The 19,827-nt window shown below is 59.9% G+C and carries 19 protein-coding genes; 3 read left to right on the top strand and 16 right to left on the bottom strand.

Going from position 1 to position 19,827, the window contains the following annotated elements; translation table 11 throughout:
* Positions 1-6 precede the first annotated feature (6 nt).
* A complete protein-coding gene (locus tag ACQ4N7_RS18005; RefSeq protein WP_430712876.1) occupies positions 7-1,365 on the bottom strand; it encodes a type IV pilus twitching motility protein PilT in 1,359 nt (452 codons plus the stop codon).
* A gap of 293 nt (positions 1,366-1,658) precedes the next feature.
* On the bottom strand, positions 1,659-2,888 hold the full coding sequence (crtL, locus tag ACQ4N7_RS18010; protein WP_430712877.1) for a lycopene beta cyclase: 1,230 nt from the start codon (positions 2,886-2,888) through the stop codon (positions 1,659-1,661).
* A 360-nt stretch (positions 2,889-3,248) separates the two neighbouring features.
* Between crtL and ACQ4N7_RS18015 the strand changes: the two genes are divergently transcribed.
* The gene (locus tag ACQ4N7_RS18015) at positions 3,249-3,995 is read left to right on the top strand and encodes a PrsW family glutamic-type intramembrane protease (RefSeq protein WP_430712878.1); all 747 of its coding nucleotides are present in this window, start codon (positions 3,249-3,251) and stop codon (positions 3,993-3,995) included.
* A gap of 177 nt (positions 3,996-4,172) precedes the next feature.
* On the opposite strand, the gene ACQ4N7_RS18020 is transcribed toward ACQ4N7_RS18015, so the two are convergent.
* The 5 genes from ACQ4N7_RS18020 to glgP all read right to left on the bottom strand — a co-directional run bounded on the left by ACQ4N7_RS18020 (position 4,173) and on the right by glgP (position 11,137).
* A complete protein-coding gene (locus ACQ4N7_RS18020; RefSeq protein ID WP_430712879.1) occupies positions 4,173-4,685 on the bottom strand; it encodes an adenine phosphoribosyltransferase in 513 nt (170 codons plus the stop codon).
* 32 nt (positions 4,686-4,717) lie between these two features.
* On the bottom strand, positions 4,718-5,959 hold the full coding sequence (corA, locus tag ACQ4N7_RS18025) for a magnesium/cobalt transporter CorA (protein WP_430712880.1): 1,242 nt from the start codon (positions 5,957-5,959) through the stop codon (positions 4,718-4,720).
* Positions 5,960-6,075: 116 nt separating this feature from the next.
* Positions 6,076-7,776 (bottom strand): chaperonin GroEL, encoded by a 1,701-nt coding sequence (gene groL, locus ACQ4N7_RS18030; RefSeq protein ID WP_430712881.1) that lies wholly within the window; start codon positions 7,774-7,776, stop codon positions 6,076-6,078.
* 305 nt (positions 7,777-8,081) lie between these two features.
* Positions 8,082-8,930, bottom strand: a complete 849-nt coding sequence (locus ACQ4N7_RS18035; protein WP_430712882.1) for a Tab2/Atab2 family RNA-binding protein — start codon at positions 8,928-8,930, stop codon at positions 8,082-8,084.
* Positions 8,931-8,935: 5 nt separating this feature from the next.
* Entirely contained in the window at positions 8,936-11,137 is a 2,202-nt protein-coding gene (glgP, locus tag ACQ4N7_RS18040) for an alpha-glucan family phosphorylase (RefSeq protein WP_430712883.1), read from the bottom strand.
* Positions 11,138-11,484: 347 nt separating this feature from the next.
* Between glgP and ACQ4N7_RS18045 the strand changes: the two genes are divergently transcribed.
* Positions 11,485-12,771: a YcbK family protein gene (locus tag ACQ4N7_RS18045; RefSeq protein WP_430712884.1), complete on the top strand. Its 1,287-nt coding sequence runs from the start codon at positions 11,485-11,487 to the stop codon at positions 12,769-12,771.
* On the opposite strand, the gene ACQ4N7_RS18050 is transcribed toward ACQ4N7_RS18045, so the two are convergent.
* A complete protein-coding gene (locus tag ACQ4N7_RS18050) occupies positions 12,768-13,379 on the bottom strand; it encodes a DUF1176 domain-containing protein (RefSeq protein ID WP_430712885.1) in 612 nt (203 codons plus the stop codon). The two genes, ACQ4N7_RS18045 and ACQ4N7_RS18050, sit on opposite strands and share 4 nt — an antisense overlap.
* 147 nt (positions 13,380-13,526) lie before the next feature.
* On the opposite strand from ACQ4N7_RS18050, the gene ACQ4N7_RS18055 reads away from it, so the two are divergent.
* Positions 13,527-13,778, top strand: a complete 252-nt coding sequence (locus tag ACQ4N7_RS18055; protein ID WP_430712886.1) for a hypothetical protein — start codon at positions 13,527-13,529, stop codon at positions 13,776-13,778.
* Positions 13,779-13,869: 91 nt separating this feature from the next.
* On the opposite strand, the gene ACQ4N7_RS18060 is transcribed toward ACQ4N7_RS18055, so the two are convergent.
* The 8 genes from ACQ4N7_RS18060 to ACQ4N7_RS18095 all read right to left on the bottom strand — a co-directional run bounded on the left by ACQ4N7_RS18060 (position 13,870) and on the right by ACQ4N7_RS18095 (position 19,789).
* Positions 13,870-15,261, bottom strand: coding sequence for a 16S rRNA (cytosine(967)-C(5))-methyltransferase (locus ACQ4N7_RS18060; protein WP_430712887.1), 1,392 nt, complete (start codon positions 15,259-15,261; stop codon positions 13,870-13,872).
* Positions 15,262-15,274: 13 nt separating this feature from the next.
* Positions 15,275-15,445 (bottom strand): hypothetical protein, encoded by a 171-nt coding sequence (locus tag ACQ4N7_RS18065; protein WP_430712888.1) that lies wholly within the window; start codon positions 15,443-15,445, stop codon positions 15,275-15,277.
* A 19-nt stretch (positions 15,446-15,464) separates the two neighbouring features.
* Positions 15,465-15,554 (bottom strand): cytochrome b6-f complex subunit PetN, encoded by a 90-nt coding sequence (gene petN, locus ACQ4N7_RS18070; RefSeq protein ID WP_106868429.1) that lies wholly within the window; start codon positions 15,552-15,554, stop codon positions 15,465-15,467.
* Positions 15,555-15,703: 149 nt separating this feature from the next.
* Complete coding sequence (locus ACQ4N7_RS18075) at positions 15,704-16,756, bottom strand: agmatinase family protein (RefSeq protein ID WP_430712889.1); 1,053 nt, start codon at positions 16,754-16,756, stop codon at positions 15,704-15,706.
* Positions 16,757-16,823: 67 nt separating this feature from the next.
* Positions 16,824-17,162: a HepT-like ribonuclease domain-containing protein gene (locus tag ACQ4N7_RS18080; protein WP_430712890.1), complete on the bottom strand. Its 339-nt coding sequence runs from the start codon at positions 17,160-17,162 to the stop codon at positions 16,824-16,826.
* Entirely contained in the window at positions 17,134-17,466 is a 333-nt protein-coding gene (locus tag ACQ4N7_RS18085) for a nucleotidyltransferase family protein (RefSeq protein WP_430712891.1), read from the bottom strand. The genes ACQ4N7_RS18080 and ACQ4N7_RS18085 overlap by 29 nt, the downstream gene beginning before the upstream one ends.
* 90 nt (positions 17,467-17,556) lie before the next feature.
* A complete protein-coding gene (speE, locus tag ACQ4N7_RS18090; protein WP_430712892.1) occupies positions 17,557-18,840 on the bottom strand; it encodes a polyamine aminopropyltransferase in 1,284 nt (427 codons plus the stop codon).
* 397 nt (positions 18,841-19,237) lie between these two features.
* Entirely contained in the window at positions 19,238-19,789 is a 552-nt protein-coding gene (locus tag ACQ4N7_RS18095) for a peroxiredoxin (protein ID WP_430712893.1), read from the bottom strand.
* Positions 19,790-19,827 lie beyond the last annotated feature (38 nt).

The raw sequence follows: 19,827 nt of genomic DNA on the forward strand, positions 1-19,827 counted from the left end.
GCGGAGTTAGACACGGCCTCGCAGCATTTGGGCCATTTCGTTTTGCTTGGGCGACATTTCCAGCGCGGTCTCTTCGGTAATGCGCCCCGACTCGTAGAGGGCGTAGAGCGACTGGTTCATGGTGCACATGCCGTCGAAGGTACATTTGGGAATCAGCGCTTCGACTTCGTCGAGCTGGCCGCGCAGAATGTAGTCTTTGATGGCGTCGGTGTTGATCAGGATGTCGTGGAAGGCGGCCCGCTTGCCGTCGGTGGTGCGGCAGAGGCCCTGGGCAATGACGGCCACCAGCGACTCCGCCAGGGAAACCCGCACGGGGGCCTGCTGCTCGGGTTCGTAGAGGTTGAGAATCCGCTCTACGGTCTTGACGGCGCTGTTGGTGTGTAGGGTGCCCATTACCAGGTGACCCGTCTGAGCTGCTTTGAGGGCGGTATTCACCGTCTCTTTGTCCCGCATTTCACCGACCAGAATGATGTCGGGGTCTTCCCGCAGGGAGGCCTTGAGGGCGTTGTCAAACTTTTGGGTGTGCATGCCCACTTCCCGCTGTTTGATCAGCGATCGCCGGCTGGTGTGCACAAATTCTACCGGGTCTTCGATGGTGATGATGTTTTTGGGCATCTCCGTATTGACGTAGTCAATCATCGCCGCCATCGTGGTCGATTTACCCGAACCCGTAGGCCCAGTCACCAGCACCAGGCCTTTGTGGTAATGGCACACGTCGCGAAAGATGGGCGAGAAGCCCAGTTGGTCGAGGGTGAGAATTTTTACCGGAATCAAACGCAGCACCATCGCCGGGCCGCGCAGCGAATCAAAAATATTGATCCGGATACGGGTGAAGTCGTACTGGGCCGCCCCGTCAAAGTCGAGGGTTTGGCGAAATTCTTGAATTTCTTCGGGCTTGAGGATCTCTGACAGCCAGCTGTAGAAGGTGGCTTCGTCGGTGGCGGGGTATTCGGTGAGCGAAATATCGCCGCGATCGCGGAACCTGGGGATTTCACCTACTCCCAGGTGGATGTCAGAAAAGCCTTTGTCAAAGGCCTCACGCACAATTTTTTCGAGGGTAAGCCCACTGCTGACCTTGAGGGTGTCAGCCGCCTTGGGCATTGGGGGCGGTGAAGCGGGTCGATGGCGAGCCTGCCCCGGAGCCGGAGCCGCTGCCGCCGGAGCCGCTGGGGGCGGGGGCGGAGCCACTGGAGCCTGATGACCGGCCGCCTGGGCAGCCGCCTGGGCAGCCGCCTGACCAGCGGCGCGGGCAGCCGCCTGGGCGCGAGCCTGAGCAGTAGCCTGGGCCTGAGCCGCCGACTGGGGAGGTCTGGGCGGCGGCGGCGGGGCGGGTTGGGCCGCAGCGGCGTTGGGTGACTCAGCCATAAAAGGATTCTCCATAATGGACTCAACAGCGACAGGTACAACAATCGGGTAAAAACAGCGCGGCTACCCGTGGAATACAGTCAGGTTGCCCACATTAGGTGCAGAAGTTAGCCGAGCTATGATCTCCGGCTATACCCTAGCAGCCCTTAGACGCTAATGGTCTGAATCGGCCTGGCTGGTACCAAGCTCAGCGCCGGATCTAGAGTTGTGCTACCGAAGTTATCTCACTGGCAGAACTCCGCGTCTGAACTTGGATGAGGGGTATAACCCCTGAGTATACGTCATGTCTCGAATTAGCTCATCAGGGTACGCCCCAGCAGGTGGCCGTGGCTAAAGACCGATCGCATCAGCCCTAGCCGCACCGGGTTGGGGGCGCGGCCAAACAGCCCAATCATAGCCAGCACCACCTCGGGCAAGGTCATACTATCGGCCAAAAAGCCCGCCCAGTCGTCGGTGGGCAGACTAAAGAAAGCGGCAAAAAACTGGTGCAGCTGGGGCGCATCAAAGGCCATCAGGTTTTCGAGGCCAAACAGATAGAGGTAGTGCTTGCGGACGCGTTCGGCGGGCCACAGCGCTTCCCAGGCCTGGCGCGCGGCCTGGGCCGAGGTGGTTTGGGGTGAGCTGAGCGCGGCGGCGATCGCATTGGCCAGCCCCGGACCGCGCCGCAGCAGTGCCCCCACCATATAGCCCGAGGCTGGATGCACCATACTGGCCGCGCCACCAAAGCCCACCACTCGCTGGGTAAAATCGGGCAGTGGCTGATTCATCGGAAACAGGCACTGCTCCACATGGTGAATATCTTTGACCTCAATGCCCCGGTGGTGTAAGCGCTGGTACAGCCGCTGCTTGAGAGTCTCCATTGCGATCGCCGGGTGGTGGGCCAGAGAAGTCTCTTCGACAAAATACACGTCGTCGCCCAGATCCATCGCATAGAGAAAGGTGGGTGGCTCCTGGCGATCGCTTGGGGGTAGGTAGTCGTCACGAAAGTCCATGAATACCATCTGCTGAGGATCCGTGGGGGGCTTGGAAAATCGTCCTACAATGCCGTAGGCCGCCTGAAAGGCTACCTCTGACGCCTCTGGGCGCTGCACCAGAGCCGCCCTGTGACCGGTGGCATCGACCACCAAACGGGCCGTGAGAGTGTCTCCAGCCTCAGTGGTAATTTGAGTATGGGTGGGAAAGTGTTCGACCCGGCAGGCTTTGCCCTGATGCCAGATCACCTGGTGCTGGTTGCCCTGGGCCAGCCAGTGGGTTTGCAGGCGGTCTCTGTCCAACAGGCCGTACTCGCGGTGCAGCGGCAGCTCACCGCCGTTGACATGCACCACACAATCTTTCCAGCGGTGCTCTAGAAACTGCGCCAGACCCAAATCTTCGAGTTCGTCAACCCAAATGCCGTAGGTGTTGGGCCAGGGCTGTGCCGGATCGTTCAGGGCCAACCCCTGCACCGCCAGCCCTGCCTCTGCCAGAGCTGCCACCAGCGATAACCCCGCTGGCCCCGCGCCAATGACCAACACATCCTGCATGAACCGTTTGCCACCTCAATGGTTGCCGTGAAACCCTATCTTACAAAGATTGTGGTCTTTGTTGGTGAGGAGATAGAGAAGGTGGTGAGGGAGATGGGGAAGGTGAGGAGGATGAGGAAGTGGGGAAGGTGAAGGAGGTGAAGGGGGAGTTCAAAATTCAAAATTTCTCCTCCGAAGACGCTGCGCGTAGGCGAAGCCAGTCTGAAGGACTCACAAAATTTTGAATTTATCTATTCCGAATCCTACGGGCAGCCGCTTCGCGTCCTCATCCACCTACCCATCCACCCATCCACCCATTCACTCACCTCCCCCCGCCCACCGATGTATGATTCAGGGGCGATTTACCCCAACAGTCTGGCTATGGCGAATCTTGCGAGCGATCCGAACGTGCTGGCTACGGTGGTGGGCATTGTCGCCCTGGCCCTGGCACCGCTGGCGTTTTTGCTCTGGTTTTTCTACACCCGCGACAAACTTAACCCTGAGCCGCGCGGGCTGGTGCTCAAGCTTTACCTGCTGGGGATATTGGCCTATGTGCCGGTCTTTTTGGTGCGGCAGTTGGTGCCGTTGCCGAGCTGGCTGATGGCGATCGCCGTGGTGCCCGTGCTAGCCGAACTAGCTAAGTTCTGGGTGGTCAAGCGGGGGGTATACAACCACCCAGAGTTCGACGAACCTGTCGACGGCCTTATTTTTGCCGCCGCTGCTGGCCTGGGCTTTGCCACCCTGGAGGTAATTGGCTCAATGCTCTACGCCTACTTTGCTGTGGCTCGGCTGGGGGTGCCGGGTGCCGCCGTCAATGCCTCGGCCTGGACGGCGGTGCTGACGATGTTTGCCCTGCGGGGGCTGCTGTCGGCCCCAGGTCAGGCGCTGTGGTCGTCGCTGTGGGGCTATGGCCTGGGGTTAGCCAAGTTTTCGCCCCCGGGCCAGGGACGGGGGCTGGTGCGCAACGGTCTGCTGGCGGCGATTCTCTCCCATGCGGCGTTTAACGCTCTGGCGCTGGAGTCAAGCTGGTGGCTGAACCGAGTGGGCCTGGTGCTGGTGGTGGCGGTGCTGTGGTTTGTGGTGATGCGCTGCCTGCGCTATGCCCTGGCCCTGACACCCCAGGAGTGAGAGCCAGACTCAGACTCAGGGGATATCGGGGCCGCCCTCTCTGGTCGTGCAGTGCCCACCCTACCGCAGCTGCGATCGCTGGATTAAAGCGATCCCAAATTTGAATCAGACAACCCTGGTTTCACAAAGGCCATCGGCAGGGGCAAATGCTATTGGCCCTGTCAACGTGAGGGGCATCTAATATTGCAACAGGACGGTGATGGGCACATCGGGCAGCTTGGTGCGCCCGTTTAGGCCCGCCAGCTCAATCACAAAGCCGAACCCGGCGACGGTGCAGCCGGTTTTCTCAATCAGCTGGGCGGTGGCGGCGGCGGTGCCACCGGTTGCAATCAGGTCGTCGACAATTAGCACTCGGCTGCCCGCCGGAAACGCGTCCTGGTGCAGTTCCAGGGTGTCATTGCCGTACTCCAGCGCGTAGCTGGCCTGATGTACCGCGGCGGGCAGCTTGCCGGGCTTACGCACCGGGGCAAACCCTACCCCTAGCTTGTAGGCCAGCGGCATGCCAAATATAAAGCCCCGCGACTCAATGCCCACGATGTAGTCGGGGCGGTGCTCGGCCACTTTTTCGGCAAATACATTAATGCTGTACTGCATGGCGGTGGGGTTAGCCAGCAGCGGCGTAATGTCGCGAAACAAAATGCCGGGCTGAGGGAAGTCGGGAATGTCGCGAATGTGGGCTTTGAGATCCATTGTGGTGCGGGGTTGTGGGCGTTGTTATGGTATCAACGTTTGGTCGCTGAAAAATTGTCAAACCAGCCGCGTTTCCAGAAAAAGTAGACTTGCAGCACGGCGATCGCCCCCATTACCCCCAGGCAGATCACGTAGCCCCAGTACCAGCCCAGCTCGGGCATGTTGAAGGGTGAGGCTTCGGTATTAAAGTTCATGCCGTAGACCCCGGCAATAAAGGTGAGCGGAATAAAAATTGAGGAGATTACCGTCAGCAGCTTCATCACTTCATTCATGCGGTTGTTGATGGAGGACAGGTAGACATCCATCAGGCTGGAGGCGATCTCGCGGTAGTTTTCGATGATGTCGACCACCTGCACAATGTGGTCGTACACGTCTTGCAGGTAGACGCGCACCTCCTGGCTGATCAGCTCGTCGCTGTCGCGGATCAGGCTGTTGATCACGCTGCGCTGGGGCCAGATGTAGCGGCGCAGCTTCATCAGCCCCCGGCGCATGCGGTGAATTTTTTTGATTGTGGCGCTGGTTGGGTTAGCGACCACTTCTTCTTCCAGTTCTTCGAGGGTTTCGCCAATTACCTCTAGCACCGGGAAAAAGCTGTCAACGATGGTGTCGAGCAGGGCGTAGGCCAGGTAGGCGGCGTTTTGGCGGCGAATGGTGCCGGTACCCCGACGGATGCGATCGCGCACCGGACCAAAGGAATCCCACTCGGGCTCTTCCTGAAAGGTGATCAAAAACCCCTGGCCCAGCACAAAACTGACCTGCTCGCTGCCAACCCCGGTGCCCGAAGGCTTGGGCCGCACCATCTGCATAATGATCAAAATTTTGTCGTCGTAAAAGTCGATTTTGGGCCGGTGGGGCACGTTGACAATGTCTTCGAGCAGCAGCGGATGCAGGCCGAAGGTCTGGCCCATGTCGATCAGCGTTTTTTCGGTGCCCAGCCCGCGAGCGTCAAGCCAGGTCACACTGTCGCTTACCCCCAGCGCAGAGCACTCCTCAGGATGGTCGATGGTGGCGGTGCGCACGGCATCGGGGCCGTAGTCAATCAAAAACAGCTCCGTGGGCAGGGCATCGGGGGGAATCCTCAGCGTCCCGGGAAGCGCGCCAGGGGGCGAATATCGGTATTCAAACAGGCCGTCGCCATCGCGATCGACAACAGGGGCGAGGTCGCAGTGGGGGCCGCTGGGCTTGACCGTCGCCGCGCCAAAACTATCCGCCGCCGATGGCAGTGAGCTTGGCGAGGTCGCCTCAGAGTCTAAATTGTGTCCTTGCTGCGACATCACCTTACTCCACTAGTTTTTGCCACTTAAAAAGGATAGGGGCACAGCCGTAGCTGCACCCCTAGAGGTTAAGCATTTATTCAGAGATGGCCGTCTGGGGGATGACCGGTGGCGGGCTACATCATGCCCATGCCGCCCATGCCGCCCATGCCGCCCATGCCACCCATGCCGCCCATGCCACCCATGCCGCCCATGCCGCCCATACCGCCCATGCCAGGGTCGCCAGCGGGGGCAGGAGGCTCAGGAATTTCGGCCACCAGGGCTTCGGTGGTGAGCACCATGCCCGCGATCGAGGCGGCATCCTGCAGGCCCGATCGCACGACCTTAGCCGGGTCGATAATACCGGCCTGAATCAGGTCTTCGTAGGCACCCGTGAGGGCGTTGTAGCCCATGGGGAAGTCCATCGCTTTTACCTTTTCGACGATGACCGAGCCCTGCTGGCCAGCATTGTCGGCGATTTGGCGCAGGGGCGCTTCCACCGCCCGCATGACAATGTCAACGCCAATGGCCTCTTCGGCACTGAGGGAGGCCTTGAGCGCCTCTAGCTTGGGGGCCAGGTGCAGCAGGGTGGCCCCACCGCCGGGGACGATGCCTTCTTCAACAGCCGCCTTGGTGGCGCTGAGGGCGTCGTCAATGCGCAGCTTGCGGTCTTTGAGTTCGGTTTCGGTGGCGGCCCCAACTTTGATCACGGCAACGCCGCCCGCCAGCTTGGCCAGCCGCTCGGAGAGCTTTTCTTTGTCGTACTCAGAGTCGGTGCGCTCTAGCTCCTGGCGAATCTGAGCGATCCGCTTGTCGATGTCGCCCTTGTTGCCCGCGTCGGAAACCAGGGTGGTGGTGTCTTTGGTGATGGTGGCCTTGGTGGCGGTGCCCAGCATCGACAGGTCAGCGGTGTCGAGGCTGAGGCCCACTTCTTCGGAGATCACCTGACCGCCCGTGAGCACGGCGATGTCTTGCAGCATGGCCTTGCGGCGATCGCCAAAGCTAGGCGCTTTGATAGCGGCGACATTCAGCACGCCACGGGCCTTGTTGACCACCAGGGTAGCCAGAGCCTCGCCCTCGATGTCTTCAGCAATGATCAGCAGGGGGGCACCCTCACGGGCGACGCGCTCCAGCACCGAGACCAGATCCTGAATGGAGCCGATTTTTTTATCGGTAATCAGCACGCGGGCGTTGTCGAGTTCGGTCACCATGCGCTCCTGGTCGGTGACGAAGTAGGGAGAAATATAGCCGCGATCGAACTGCATCCCTTCGACAACGTCCAGTTCGGTGTAGAGCGACTTGGATTCTTCCACCGTGATGACGCCGTCTTTGGTGACTTTGTCCATGGCTTCGGCGATCATGTGGCCGATTTCTTCGTCGCTGCCAGCGGACACTGTAGCGACCTGAGCAATGGTAGCGTTGCCTTCGACGGGCTTGGCCACGGCGGCAATTTCGCTCACCAGAGCGTTTACAGCCTTCTCGATACCGCGCCGTAGGCTGACGGGGTTGGTGCCAGCGGCCACGTTCTTGAGACCCTCTTTAACCATGGCCTGGGCCAGTACGGTGGCGGTGGTGGTGCCGTCGCCCGCCAGGTCTTTGGTCTTAGAAGCCACCTCTTGCATGAGGCGCGCACCCAGATTCTCGAAGGGATCTTCTAGGTCAATTTCTTTGGCAATGGTGATGCCGTCGTTGACGATCTGGGGTGCCCCGTACTTTTTCTCGAGCACAACGTTGCGCCCCCTGGGACCGAGGGTAATTTTAACAGCGTCAGCTAGGGCGTTGACGCCTTTTTCGAGGGCCTGCCGCGACGCCTCATCAAAGGAAACTCGTTTTGCCATGTCCTGTCTTTCAGCTCTCCAGAGACAAACTTAGCACTCACTGCGTGCGAGTGCTAACCCAGCCAGATTACCGCTGTTAGCGCCGGTCGGTAAGTCGCAATAACCGATCCTCGACAAATCCTCAGTTCAGTGGGCTTCGGCAAAAAAGAGCAGGATTAGGGAAATGCTCTTTTGGTAGATGATCGCTCCCTTCGACTCCGCTCAGGGAACACCTTCGACTCCGCTCAGGGAACACCTTCGACTCCGCTCAGGAATCGGTCGCTGAGCGGAGTCGAAGCGTCCGTCTGGGATGAACCTAACATCCTTCAGGGAGACTGTTGTAAAAGCCACAGACCGGTGGTAGTCATGCCCGAGCCGTCGGGGCGCACCAGCAAAAAGTGCAGGCCCCGACTGTCCCGCTTGCGCTGCTCAAACCGCTGCCCGGCCTGGGATACATCGGCGTCGCTAAAGGTGGTGAAGACCCAGCGATCGCTCAGTCCAGCCTCCAGAATCAGCCCGTCGGGTTCTCCCCGCAGGTAGCTCAACCAGGCGGGGGAGTGGGCCTGAATCCACTGGGCCAGGGCCATTGCCTGCCGCCCCGCATCTACCACCACCCCAGGAATAGGGGTCGTGCTGGCCAGGCCCAGGCGCGAGGGCATTAGGTTGTCAGGCAGATGGCGCAGGGGGATGGGTTCGTAGGGCAGGGTTTGCTCAAAGTCGTAGGCCGACAGGGCGGTAAAGCCCCAGCGGTCTCCCCACAGCTGCTCGGGCAGGGGCACCGGGGGCGGCGACTCGATGTGCAGCGGGTTATAGGGAATGGGGATGGCGTTGGGCTGGGCGGGGTACCACTTGGCCCGCTGCTGTAGCCACTGGTGCAGGGCCGGGGTGTGGCGGGTAGGCTCGACGGCAATGCCCAGCGGTTCGCAGGCGGTGGTCAGCAGCGACAGAGCCTGGGGACGAAACACCTGGATTTGGCTGGGCGTCACGCCCGCTTTTTGAATGGCGATCGCGATCTGCTCAGTCACCCAGGCTTTGTTGATCGCGGCCTGGGGCGCTGTGGCTCCGTAGCTAAAACCAAAGTCGTCGCTGCACAGCAGCAGTTCCCACAGGGGTGCGCCGCTGTCGCTAGCCAGGGGTGGACGGTGCAGATCGGCCTGCCAGACGGGCTTAGACACCGTACTCACGACGAAACAGAGCTAACCGCCACCGGGCCAGGGCTGGGCACGTACATCTGGGTGAGGTACTCGGCTACCATGCGATCGCTGTTGTAGTGGGGCGCGCAGGAGTGAATCGACGCCTTCATCATCGCGATCCACTGGCGGGGCAGCCCGGCGCGATCGCGCTGGTAGTACAGGGGCGCAATGTGGTGCTCCAGCAGGTCGTAGAGCGAGTCGGCATCCTGCTGGTTTTGGCTGTCGGGGTCGGGGCTGGCTTTGCCGATCACCCAGCCGTTGGCCACCTGGCCGCCGCCTCCGGGGCGGTAAGCCTCGGCCCACCAGCCGTCGAGGGTGGCGCAGTTGAGACCGCCGTTGAGGGCCACCTTTTGGCCGCTGGTGCCCGAGGCCTCGGGGCGACGGGGATGGTTGAGCCACAGGTCGACGCCGGGCAGCAGCAGCTTGGCCACCGCCATGTCGTAGTCTTCGATAAAAGCGACGCGATCGCGCAGGGCCGGGTGGCGGCACCACTCCATCAGCCGCTGAATAATGCGCTTGCCCTCGTCATCGTTGGGGTTGGCCTTGCCCGCAAACACAATTTGAATCGGGCGGCGGGGGTGGGCCAAAATGCGAATGGCCCGGTGTAGGTCGCTAAACAGCAGCTCGCCGCGCTTATAGGGGCTAAACCGGCGGCCAAAGCCCAGGGTCAGCACCTCGGGGTCGAGCAGGCGATCGACGGCGGCAATTTCGTCGGCGGCCTCGCCCCGGCTGTGGCGGGCGGTGCGCACGCGATCGCGGGTGTAGGCAATGAGTCGCTCTTTCAGCAGGCTGTGTCGCTGCCACAGCTGGTCGTCAGGAATCGCATCCACCCTGGACCAGCGGCTGGGGTCGGTGGTCGGGGTGGGGTCGTCGTAGCCCAGGTACTGGCGGTAGAGGTCACTCATCAGCGGAGCTGTCCAGGTGGCGGCATGGACGCCGTTGGTAATCGCCCCGATCGGCACCTGATCCACCGCGCGATCGGGGTAGAGGGCCTGCCACATCTCCCGACAGATCTCGCCGTGGCGGGGGCTGACACCGTTGGCCCTGCCGCTCAGGCGCAGGGCCAGCACCGTCATCGAAAATAAATCCCAGGGGTCGTCGGGGCGGCGGTTGCCCAGGGCCAAAAAGTCTTCCCGCGACAGGCCCAGGTGGGGCCAGTAGCCGCCCAAAAACGACTCGATCAGGTCGGCGGCGAACACGTTGCTGGCCGCCGATACGGGCGAATGGGTGGTGAACACGCTGCGCTGGCGCACCTGGGCCGCGATCGCCTCAAAGTCGGCCTCGCTGTAGCGCAGGTCGCGCAGGGCCACCTCCAGCAGCCCAAAGGCCCCGTGGCTGCCGTTGAGGTGGTACACCATCGGCTCAATGTCGAGGGCGTTGAGCATGCGCACGCCGCCAATGCCCAGCACCAGCGCCTGGGCCAGCCGGGTTTCAGGGTTGCCGCCGTAGAGGTGGCTGGTAATGCGGCGATCGAGGGGGTCGTTGTCGCTGCGGTCGGTGTCGAGCAGGTAGAGCTGCGATCGCCCCACCTGCACCCGCCACACCTGCACCCGCACGGGCCGCTGGCGAATGTCGAGCTTGATCGTCACCGGCTGGCCAAACTCGTCGCGCACCAGCTCCATCGGCAGGTGGTTGACTTCGCAGTGGGCGTAGTGTTCTTCCTGCCAGCCGCTGCGGTTGAGGTGCTGGTGAAAGTAGCCCTGGCGGTAGAGCAGCCCCACCCCCACCATCGGCACCCCCAGGTCGGACGCCGACTTGAGGCTGTCGCCCGCCAGCACCCCCAGCCCGCCCGCGTAGAGGGGCAGCGACTCGTGCAGACCAAACTCAATACAGAAGTAGGCCACCGGGCGATCGGGGCTGAGCTGGGGCGCAACCTGACTGGCCCAGGGACCGCGATTGCCCCGCTGCGCTGAGTGCCCCTCGCGGCGGTAGGCCTCAAACTGGCTGACCAGGTGCCGCAGCCGGTTCAGGTAGTAGGGATCCTCGGCCACCTGCCAGAGGCGCTCCAGGGGCACCGCTTCCAGCAGGGCGACGGGGTTGTGGCCGCAGGCCTGCCATCGGGACGGATCGATCGTACTAAACAGCGAAACTCGCTCCTCAGTCCAGCTCCACCAGTAGTCGTAGGCCAGGTCGGCAAGGGCAACTAGGGGGGTAGGGAGTTTGGCCTTGAGGCGTAGTACAGAAGTCATGGGCAGGGAGAAAAACAGCCAGCGAAACAAGCAAAGCTTCTCCCAGCATAGGGGAGAAAACTATCTATAAATTACCTAAATTCGATTGATTGCCGACGGCTCGAGCATTATTGGTTATGGCCTTTAGCTTGCTCTGGTCTGTATTGGGGGAATCGAGCGTGGCAGCGCTGGGGGCATGGGATGGTGGTCAGAACGAGTGACGCGCCCGAGTCTGGAACCAGCGCCAATTGAACCTGGTCTATACGATTGACTGAAAGATCGGCGGCTTGCACCCACCCTTAGGAGGATGTCTCAGGACTGAAAAGTGGTGGTATATGATAGGCCGTGGCGCAAGTGGGGACAGCAGGGTGAATCAGGTTTTACGGGTAAATCGACCCACGGTTTTTGTGATTAGGCCCGAGCCGCCGTCGCAGCTAGCCGCCAATGAACAGGCCGCGATCGCAGCTGGTACCCTCTACCCGCTCCAGTCCTACGCCTACGCCGACATCAACGGCGGCTTTGAGGGCCACATTAAAGTGGCGCTGCGCGATCGCACCATTGGCGGCTTCAACACCTGGTTTGTGCCCACCCAGGATATTCAGGTAGAGGCCGACGGCGTTGTGGTTTATCCCCACGAAGACCAAGCCACCAGCCCTGTGCTGTGGATTAACACCAGCACCCTGCTCAAACGCCGCCCCCTAGACTCCAGTTTGCTGCCGCCAGAAGAAACCGTGGCCGTGCCGCGAGGCCAGACCTACAACCTGCAGTCCTACGCGTTTGCCGACAGCCAGGGCAACTTCAACAACCACATCAAGTTCGCCATTCGCAACACCGAAGACTTTGTCAACGGCCTAAGCACCTGGTTTGTGTATACGCCCCACGCCTTTGTCACCCTCGACGGCGACGTCGTTTTTCCGCGGGAAGACCCCAACGCCTTTGTGCTGCGAGTAACCGCCAACACGCTATTCAAGCGTCGCCCGGTGGATAGCAGCCAGCTGGCTCCCAGCGAGCAGGTGGCCGCCTCGCCGGGCACCACAATTGTGCTCAGCTCCTACGCCTTTGCCAACGCCCAGGGTTCGTTTAACGGGCACATTCGCTTCACCATCAAGTACGTCAAAGACGACATCAACGGGTTCAATACCTGGTATGTGTTCCAGGGCCATGCCCGCGTTGAGCAAGCTGGAGTCGTGGTCTATCCGCCACCGGCTCCACCGCCGCCGCCACAGTACGTCGGCCGCCCCTTTAAGCTCCCGGGCAACACCTCCACCTTTTACACCGACCAGCCGATTATTCCCGGCGGCAGCTTTACCTGGGGCGAGGCCACCCGCGACGCCACCCGCATTCCTGAGACCCAGGCGATCGTTGACAACATTATTGGTCTGGCGCGAGCGTTGCAGCCCGCCCGCGATCGCCTCAATCGGCCTTTTCGCATTACCTCCTGGTATCGCCCGCCCGCGATCAACGCGGCAGTGGGTGGAGCGTCTCGCAGTCAGCACCTGTACGGCAAAGCGGCGGATATTCAGGTGCAGGGGCTCAGCGGTCGGCAGGTGGCCAACGCGCTCATGCTCTCCTGGCCGGGGGGCATCGGCATCTACAGCAACATTCCCAACATCATTCACCTCGACACCGGCCCCCGGCGCACCTGGGGGTTTTAAGGGTAAACCTGAGGATAGTCGGCGGGCTCCACAAACTCCCCTGGCGAGTCGCTGCATTCCTGGTAGCGAAAGGTGGCCAATTCCAGCTCATTTCCCGTCCAGCGGTATTCGGCTAAGGAGCCGCAGTCGCCCACGCCTCGCGCCTTGCTGAATACCGTCAAGAGACCTGTCTCTGGGTCAAAGCTGGTCAAACCGCCCACGGTAGGCTCGCTGGTGCGCTCGAACGGCCCCGCCTCACTGGGATAAAACAGGTCCAGGGTCAGCGGCTGCAGGCTGCCGTCAGGCTGCACCGCCACGTAGGCATAGACCGACTGATAGGCGGCTGTGGCACACTGTAGCTCTACCAGAGCGCGATCGCCCAAACGATACACCTGCGACTCGGCTTCGGCCACCTCCGGCTGATAAAACCCGTCGCAGATATCCTGGCTTTCTGCCTGATCTAGCACGGTTTGTAGAATTACCTCGTCGGCGGGCAAGTCGCTCTCGCTGACGGGGGCGGCGGTGGCCTCGGGTGCGGCTGAGCCGGAGGGTGGCGGCGGGTTGCAGCCCGCGATCGCCGTCAGCAGCAGCACCGTCAGCAGGGTCTGGCCAAGATTAGTTTGTCTCACCGCAGTATCTCCAAGCGATCGCCTACTACTAGGGTTGTTATTCCCCGGTTTCCCCGTTCCTCCACCAATAGAGTCTGCACCGGGTTTCATTCCCTAGTTATCATAGAAAGCGATCTGACCAATTTTTGCTGATTTCGCTGAATAATCATGGCCCAGTCCAAACATACCCAGGCTCACCTCTCGCGCACGGTGCCTAAAGATCAATCCGATTTCTTCAAGAAGCGCACCCGCGACTCAATGGAGTACTACATGGGGGCCAAACTGCTGGAAGTGGGTGTAAACCCTAAAAACACTGTCTACCGCTGGACTTCAGAGATCAAAGGTAGCCAGGAAGTGATTACCGTCAGCGCCTACTGGGGCGAGTCGCGCGAAAAGCTGGAAGCTGAAGAAAAAGCCTGAGGTTTTGGCTAAGCGTCTATCCAGAAACCGCAGGCCGTACTGCGGGGTAGGCACTGCCCACCAGCCTAGAATCAAAGCCCTCGTCTAAACCCTAAGTCGCCTGCAACTTCACCATAAAGAAGCCGTCCATGCCGTGGCGGTGGGGCCAAACCCGCACCCAGCCTTGGGGAGCAGCCTCCAGCCCGCCCCCAAACCCTGGCTCAGGAGGTTGAATGCGCCAGCTAGAATGAGCTTGACAAAAAGCGCCGATCACCGCCTCGTTTTCGGCGGGGTGCAGCGTGCAGGTGGCGTAGACCAGGGTGCCGCCGGGCTTGACGCAGCGAGCCGCTTCGGTCAATAGGGCGTTTTGCAGTTTGGCCAGCCCGACAATGCTGCTTGGGGTCTGCCGCCAGCGGGCATCGGCGTGGCGGTGCAGGGTGCCCAGGCCCGAGCAGGGCGCATCCACCAGCACCCGGTCAAACTGCTGGTGAAACGGGGCCAAGTCGGTGCTGTCGCCCGCGTGGATGTACAGGTTTGTGAGGCCTAAGCGAGCGGCATTGGCGGCAGTTTTTTTAAGTCGGGAAGGGGCGCGATCGCAGGCCCACACCTTGCCCTCTGGGCCGACCATTTCAGCTATCTGGGTTGCCTTGCCCCCCGGGGCCGCGCAGACATCTAGCACCTTGTTGCCCGGCTGCGGGTCGAGCAGCAGCCCTACCAGCTGAGCACTGGCATCCTGCACGCTCCACCAGCCCGCTTCGTAGCCAGGCAGATCGCTCAGCGCTCCCTGGTGGTTAACCAGGCGCAGCCCGTAGGAAAGCCCAGGTATAGCTACCACGGCAATATCAGCGGCATCGAAGGCCGTTTTTACGGCGGAGACCGTGGTCTGCTGACGGTTCACCCGCAGGTCAATCGAGGGCACCTGGTTAAACCACTGGCAAAGCTGGTCTGTCTCTTCGGGGCCAAGCTGGTCGAGCCAGAGGGCCACCAGCCAGTCGGGATAGCTATGCTGTATACCCAGAGCAGCGACAGGCTGATCGGGCAGAACTAACGGATCTGTGCCTGCCTCAACCTGACGAATGTACTGACGCAGCAGACCATTCACCACGCCGGAGAGCCGACCCAGCCCGTTAGCTTTGGCCAAATCCACACTGGTATTCACCGCCGCTGAGTCGGGTACGGCTGTCAAGTAGCGCAATTGATAAAGCCCCAGGTGCAGCACAAGCCGCAGCACCGGGGGCTGTTTGTCAGCGGGGCGGGTGCCCAACTGGTCGATTAGAGCATCCAGCGTACGCTGGCGACGGACAGTGCCGTAGACCAACTCGGTGGCAAAGGCGCGTTCCGCAGAGCGTTCCCCAGGGGAATCGCTCTCGCTGAGATTCCCCTGAGCCAGGGTGCGATGCAAAGCGACATCGGCATAGGCTCCCGCCTGTACCTGAAGCAGCACGTTTAGCGCCAGTTGCCGTGCCCCAGCCGCCCTGGAGAGGGCGGCAGATGAATTGGTCATGGTGTTGGCCAAGCTATGACTTAGCGCGGCGTTTGGGAGTCGCCTGCTGGTCGTTTTTACGACGGCGGCGATCGCGCCAGTCGGCAGCGGTTAGGTACACCACACCACCAGTGACAACGACCATCAGCACCAGGGCAATCGTCGCTAACACGCTAAAGGCTTGAGCTTGCAGAGTTGCTTCCATAGCTATACAGGCATTGGGTTTAGAACCCGTTGCGACCCCAGATCACCATCGACAGAGAGAACGTAAACGTCACCAGCAGCGCCACCCAGCCAAACGACAAAATATCCATAGGTGTTTTTTAAGACTCAAAACAACACAGCCATTTTTATCATAATGCCACGACGTTTCTTCGGTCGAATATCTCTACTCGAGGTCTATTTCTTCAGGGAAAAGAGCGTCTAGAGGGAGAGCGGATCCTTTGGTTTCTGAAGCAACCCACTAGACCGTTCCATTTGCCAGCCCCATCAGACAGCAGAGCTTATACACCGCCCTGGCCCCCACGTTGCCGTCCCACTCGCCGTCGCCCACTTCAGAGAGGTCAAAGCCGATGATTTGCCGTCCGCTGCGCACCACCTGGCGCAGCAGGCAAAACACTTCCTCTAGCTCTAGCCCGCCCGGTACCGGGGTGCCGGTGCTGGGGCAGAGTTTGGGGTCAAGGCCGTCGGCATCGAAACTCACGTAAACCTTTTCGGGCAGATCCGCCACAATCGCCTCGCACTGCTGCATCCAGGGTATACCCCGATAAGTGTTCTCTTTCACCACCGAGTCGTAATGGGTGACAATGCGCCCCTGGGACTGCTCAATCAGCGAGACCTCGTCGTGGCAGATGTCGCGAATGCCGACCTGCACCAGCTTGCTCAGCTGGGGCAGCCCTAGCAGGTTATACATAATCGACGCGTGGGAGTAGCGAAAGCCCTGGTAGGCATGGCGCAGGTCGGCATGGGCATCGATGTGCAGCACGCCAAAGTTAGGGTAGCGCTCGGCCAGGGCCTGCAGGTACCCCAGCGGTACGCTGTGGTCGCCGCCAATTATCCCTACTCGCTTGCCAGCGTCGAGGGCAGCGGTAGCCTGGGCATAGAGCCAGCCGGTCATCTGCTCACAGGCGTGATTGACGTTGTCGAGATCGGTCTGTAGCAGGGGCTGAGTGGCGATCGGCACCCCCTCCTCTGTCGCCTGAATCACTCGATTGGCCGACTCTCGCACCTGCTGGTTGAGTTCGAGCAGGTGACTGGGAAGGGGCGGCATGTAAATGCCCTGTCGCCAGCCCTCGGGGTTATCGCGATCGTACAGGTCGAGCTGGGGGGAGGCTTCTAGCACGCGCCGTGGTCCCTGCGCGGTGCCCTGGTGGTATGACACCGTGGCCTCCCACGGCACCCCAAAGACAATAATGCCAGCGCTGTCGTAGTCGCAGGGCAAGCCGTAGAGGTTGCCGTTGTCGAGGCCCACGCCGCTGGGGTCAAAGTTGTGCAGATTAGCGGTTGAAATGGTCATAGCGAGTTGGTCTTACTGAGTTTTTGGGCCTACCTAATTTCTAAGCCTGCCCAATGTTGAGGTCAGCTCAATTTTCTAAAGGAATATGTAACGTCAGCTCTGTAATTAAAGGAGGAATCTCGGCCTGAACCACGTTCCAAACAACGCTGAGATTGATGTCATCATAGCCATGTACTAGGCGATTTCGCCTGCCGTTGATTTCTGTCCAAGCAATGTTGGGCAAGGCCTGTCGAGTCGATTCCGAAACCCGCTTGGCGGCTTCGGCAATCACCAGTATGCGACGAATCACGGCATCTTGAAGCTGAATATCCTCAGCAAACTCGGCCTCAGAAGAGTGCTTTGTGTAGGAGACAATTAGCTCTGCCGATTGCAGCATATCAAGCAGAAACTGAAGATCCCGTTGCATAAACCACCTGGGCAGAGGAAAGAATTTCGCGGCGACGCAGGTAGTTAAGACTGGTTTCAATGCCCTGACGCGTGATCAGATCGACCTCTCGGCCAAACAAAACCCTCAGCTCTGCTTCCATGCGATCGAGGGTGCGAAAGGTTGGATGGGCTTTTGGGTGAAATTGCACCATCACATCGATATCGCTGTCGGCATGAAAATCGTCGCGCAGAGCAGATCCAAATAGAGAAAATTCTGTGACTTGCCAGCGATCGCAGAACTCCACAATTTGCTCCATGGGTAGTTCAATCTGCGCGATCGCCATACCAGCCTGACCTGAAAACGACAAAATTCCTTTGCACAGTAGAACCGAAGATAGGAGAAACTACGCTTCTCCTATCTCCAACAGTTTCCTCTACCCCTTCAGCATAGTCTGTACGAAGGTGGGCAGCGCAAAGGCCGCCTGGTGCATGCCCACGTTGTAGTACTGTAAGCCGTGCTCAGCCGCAAACGCCTCAGACTTCGCCGCATCCATGCCCTGGATCGGGTGGGCCGCGCCCTTAGTGGCGTAGTTAAAGCTCCACATGCCCGTTGGGTAGGTGGGGATAAACGCCAGATAACAGAACACATTTTCGTCGCCAAAAATACCCTTCAGGCAATGGTGAATATCCACAAAAGCCCGCTGGTTAAACCGGGGCGACTCGCTCTGGGCTGTGATCGCGCCGCCGGACTTAAGAACCCGGTACACCTGCTTGTAAAACTCGGTGCTAAACAGCCCCTCCGACGGCCCTACCGGGTCAGAAGAGTCGATCACAATCAGGTCGTAGCTGGCATCGGGGGCGTTGGCTACAAAGGCGATGCCGTCCTCAATGCGGAGGTCGAGTTTGGGGTCATCGAGGGCACCGGAGAGCGAGGGCAAAAATTCCTTTGAGGCTCGCACTACGGCTTCGTCAATTTCGACCATGGTGACGTTTTCTACCTGCGGGTGGCGGAGAATTTCGCGTACACTGCCGCCGTCGCCGCCGCCAATCACCAGCACGTTCTTAAAGCTGGGGTTGAGCAGCATCGGCACGTGGATGATCATCTCGTGATAGGCGTTTTCATCCTTTTCGCTGCACATCACCATGTTGTCGATGGTGAGCATTTTGCCGTAGGCAAAGGTGTCAAAAATCTCGACCGTTTGGTAGGGTGATTTTTCGCGAAAAACGCGATCGCCCTTGTGGCGAATTGACAGGGCAATGTCGTCATTTTTGTCGGTAAACCAGACGCTGCGGCTCTGTTTAGGGGTGATTAATTTATTGGTGACCTCGTCGCGCAGTTCGCCAAGGTCAACGTCAACACGCTCCAGCAGTTCGAGTTGGCCTCGGTTCATCTCTAGCGCCGAGCCATAGTCTGCCTTGAAGGCAAGCTTGAGCTTATCAAATGAAATCCAGGGGTTGACGGTGTCGCCGCAGGTAAATAGATCCACCGCTGCGTAGCGATACTCAGGCCAGGTGTGAATGGCCAGGTGGCTCTCTTGAATTACCACCACCCCCGATACGCCAAAGGGCGAAAAATGGTGAAACACGGAGCTAATTACTGTAGCCCCGGCATCGGCGGCAGCACCCACCATGCTGCTCTCAATTAGCGGTACGTCGTTGAGAATGTCCGACGAACAGCCGAAAAACTCAACCAAAATATGTCGTCCGAGCGAATTCATGCGCCCTTTCTCTCCCTAGAGGTGGCCCAAATCAAAGATCGATTACTGTATCACTGTTTAGAGTCTATTGGCCCAGGCCGTTTCGACCCGTGACCTTAGGCATCTTGTAATGGTTTAGACGCTCAGTGTCCTATTTGGATGTAGGGCAGATCACACCAGCTTGGCCGGAGGGGAGACGCGATCGCATTCGAGCCTGAGTTTTGGCGACGTCCAAATGATTTACTCAAGCCTAGGGGAGAACCATCTTGACTAACTACCCCACCTGACCGTCGCATATTGAGAGAGATCTGTCTTTATTTGAATACCCGATGCCACAGCGATCGCGATCGCGTTCTCTCGCCGATAGCCGGTGGCCAAATCTATTGGTGGCCCTAACCACCCTATTTCACCTCAACCCCTACGCTGCCTGCTGTAGCTCGTCCAGCTTAGCCAGCACCTCACGACTGTGAATGACCGGCTGTACGCCTAAAAAGCGAGCCTGCATAGTGCCGTCGGGGCCAATGATATACGTGTGCCGCAGCGACATCGCCCCCAGCCAAGACCCATAGGCCTTACTGACCGCCCCTCTAGGATCAGACAGCAGCGGAAACTCTAGCCCCTCGGCATCACAAAACTCCGCGTGAGACTCAACGCTGTCGGCGCTGACACCAATAATCTGAGCATTGCGAGCCTGGTACTCCGCTATATCGCGCTCAAACCGTTGGGCCTCAATCGTGCAGCCTGAGGTAAAGTCGCGGGGGTAAAAGTACAGCACCACCCACTGCCCTCGAAAGTCTGCCAGCGAAATTTCTCCATCCCCAGCATTGGTCGGCAGCGTAAACTCTGGAGCCGGTTCGCCTAGCGGAATCTGGGTACCCCCCATTGCCAGCGCGGGCAGGGGCGCGGCCAACCAACTAAGGCACACCAGGCAGAGACCCAGAGCGACTTGCAGAAAATGACGGCGGTTCATGTCAGGTTCTTCCTTGGGGATGATTCTGAAAGCTCTTT

This window comes from Nodosilinea sp. AN01ver1, assembly GCF_050565655.1.
Lineage (GTDB): Bacteria > Cyanobacteriota > Cyanobacteriia > Phormidesmidales > Phormidesmidaceae > Nodosilinea.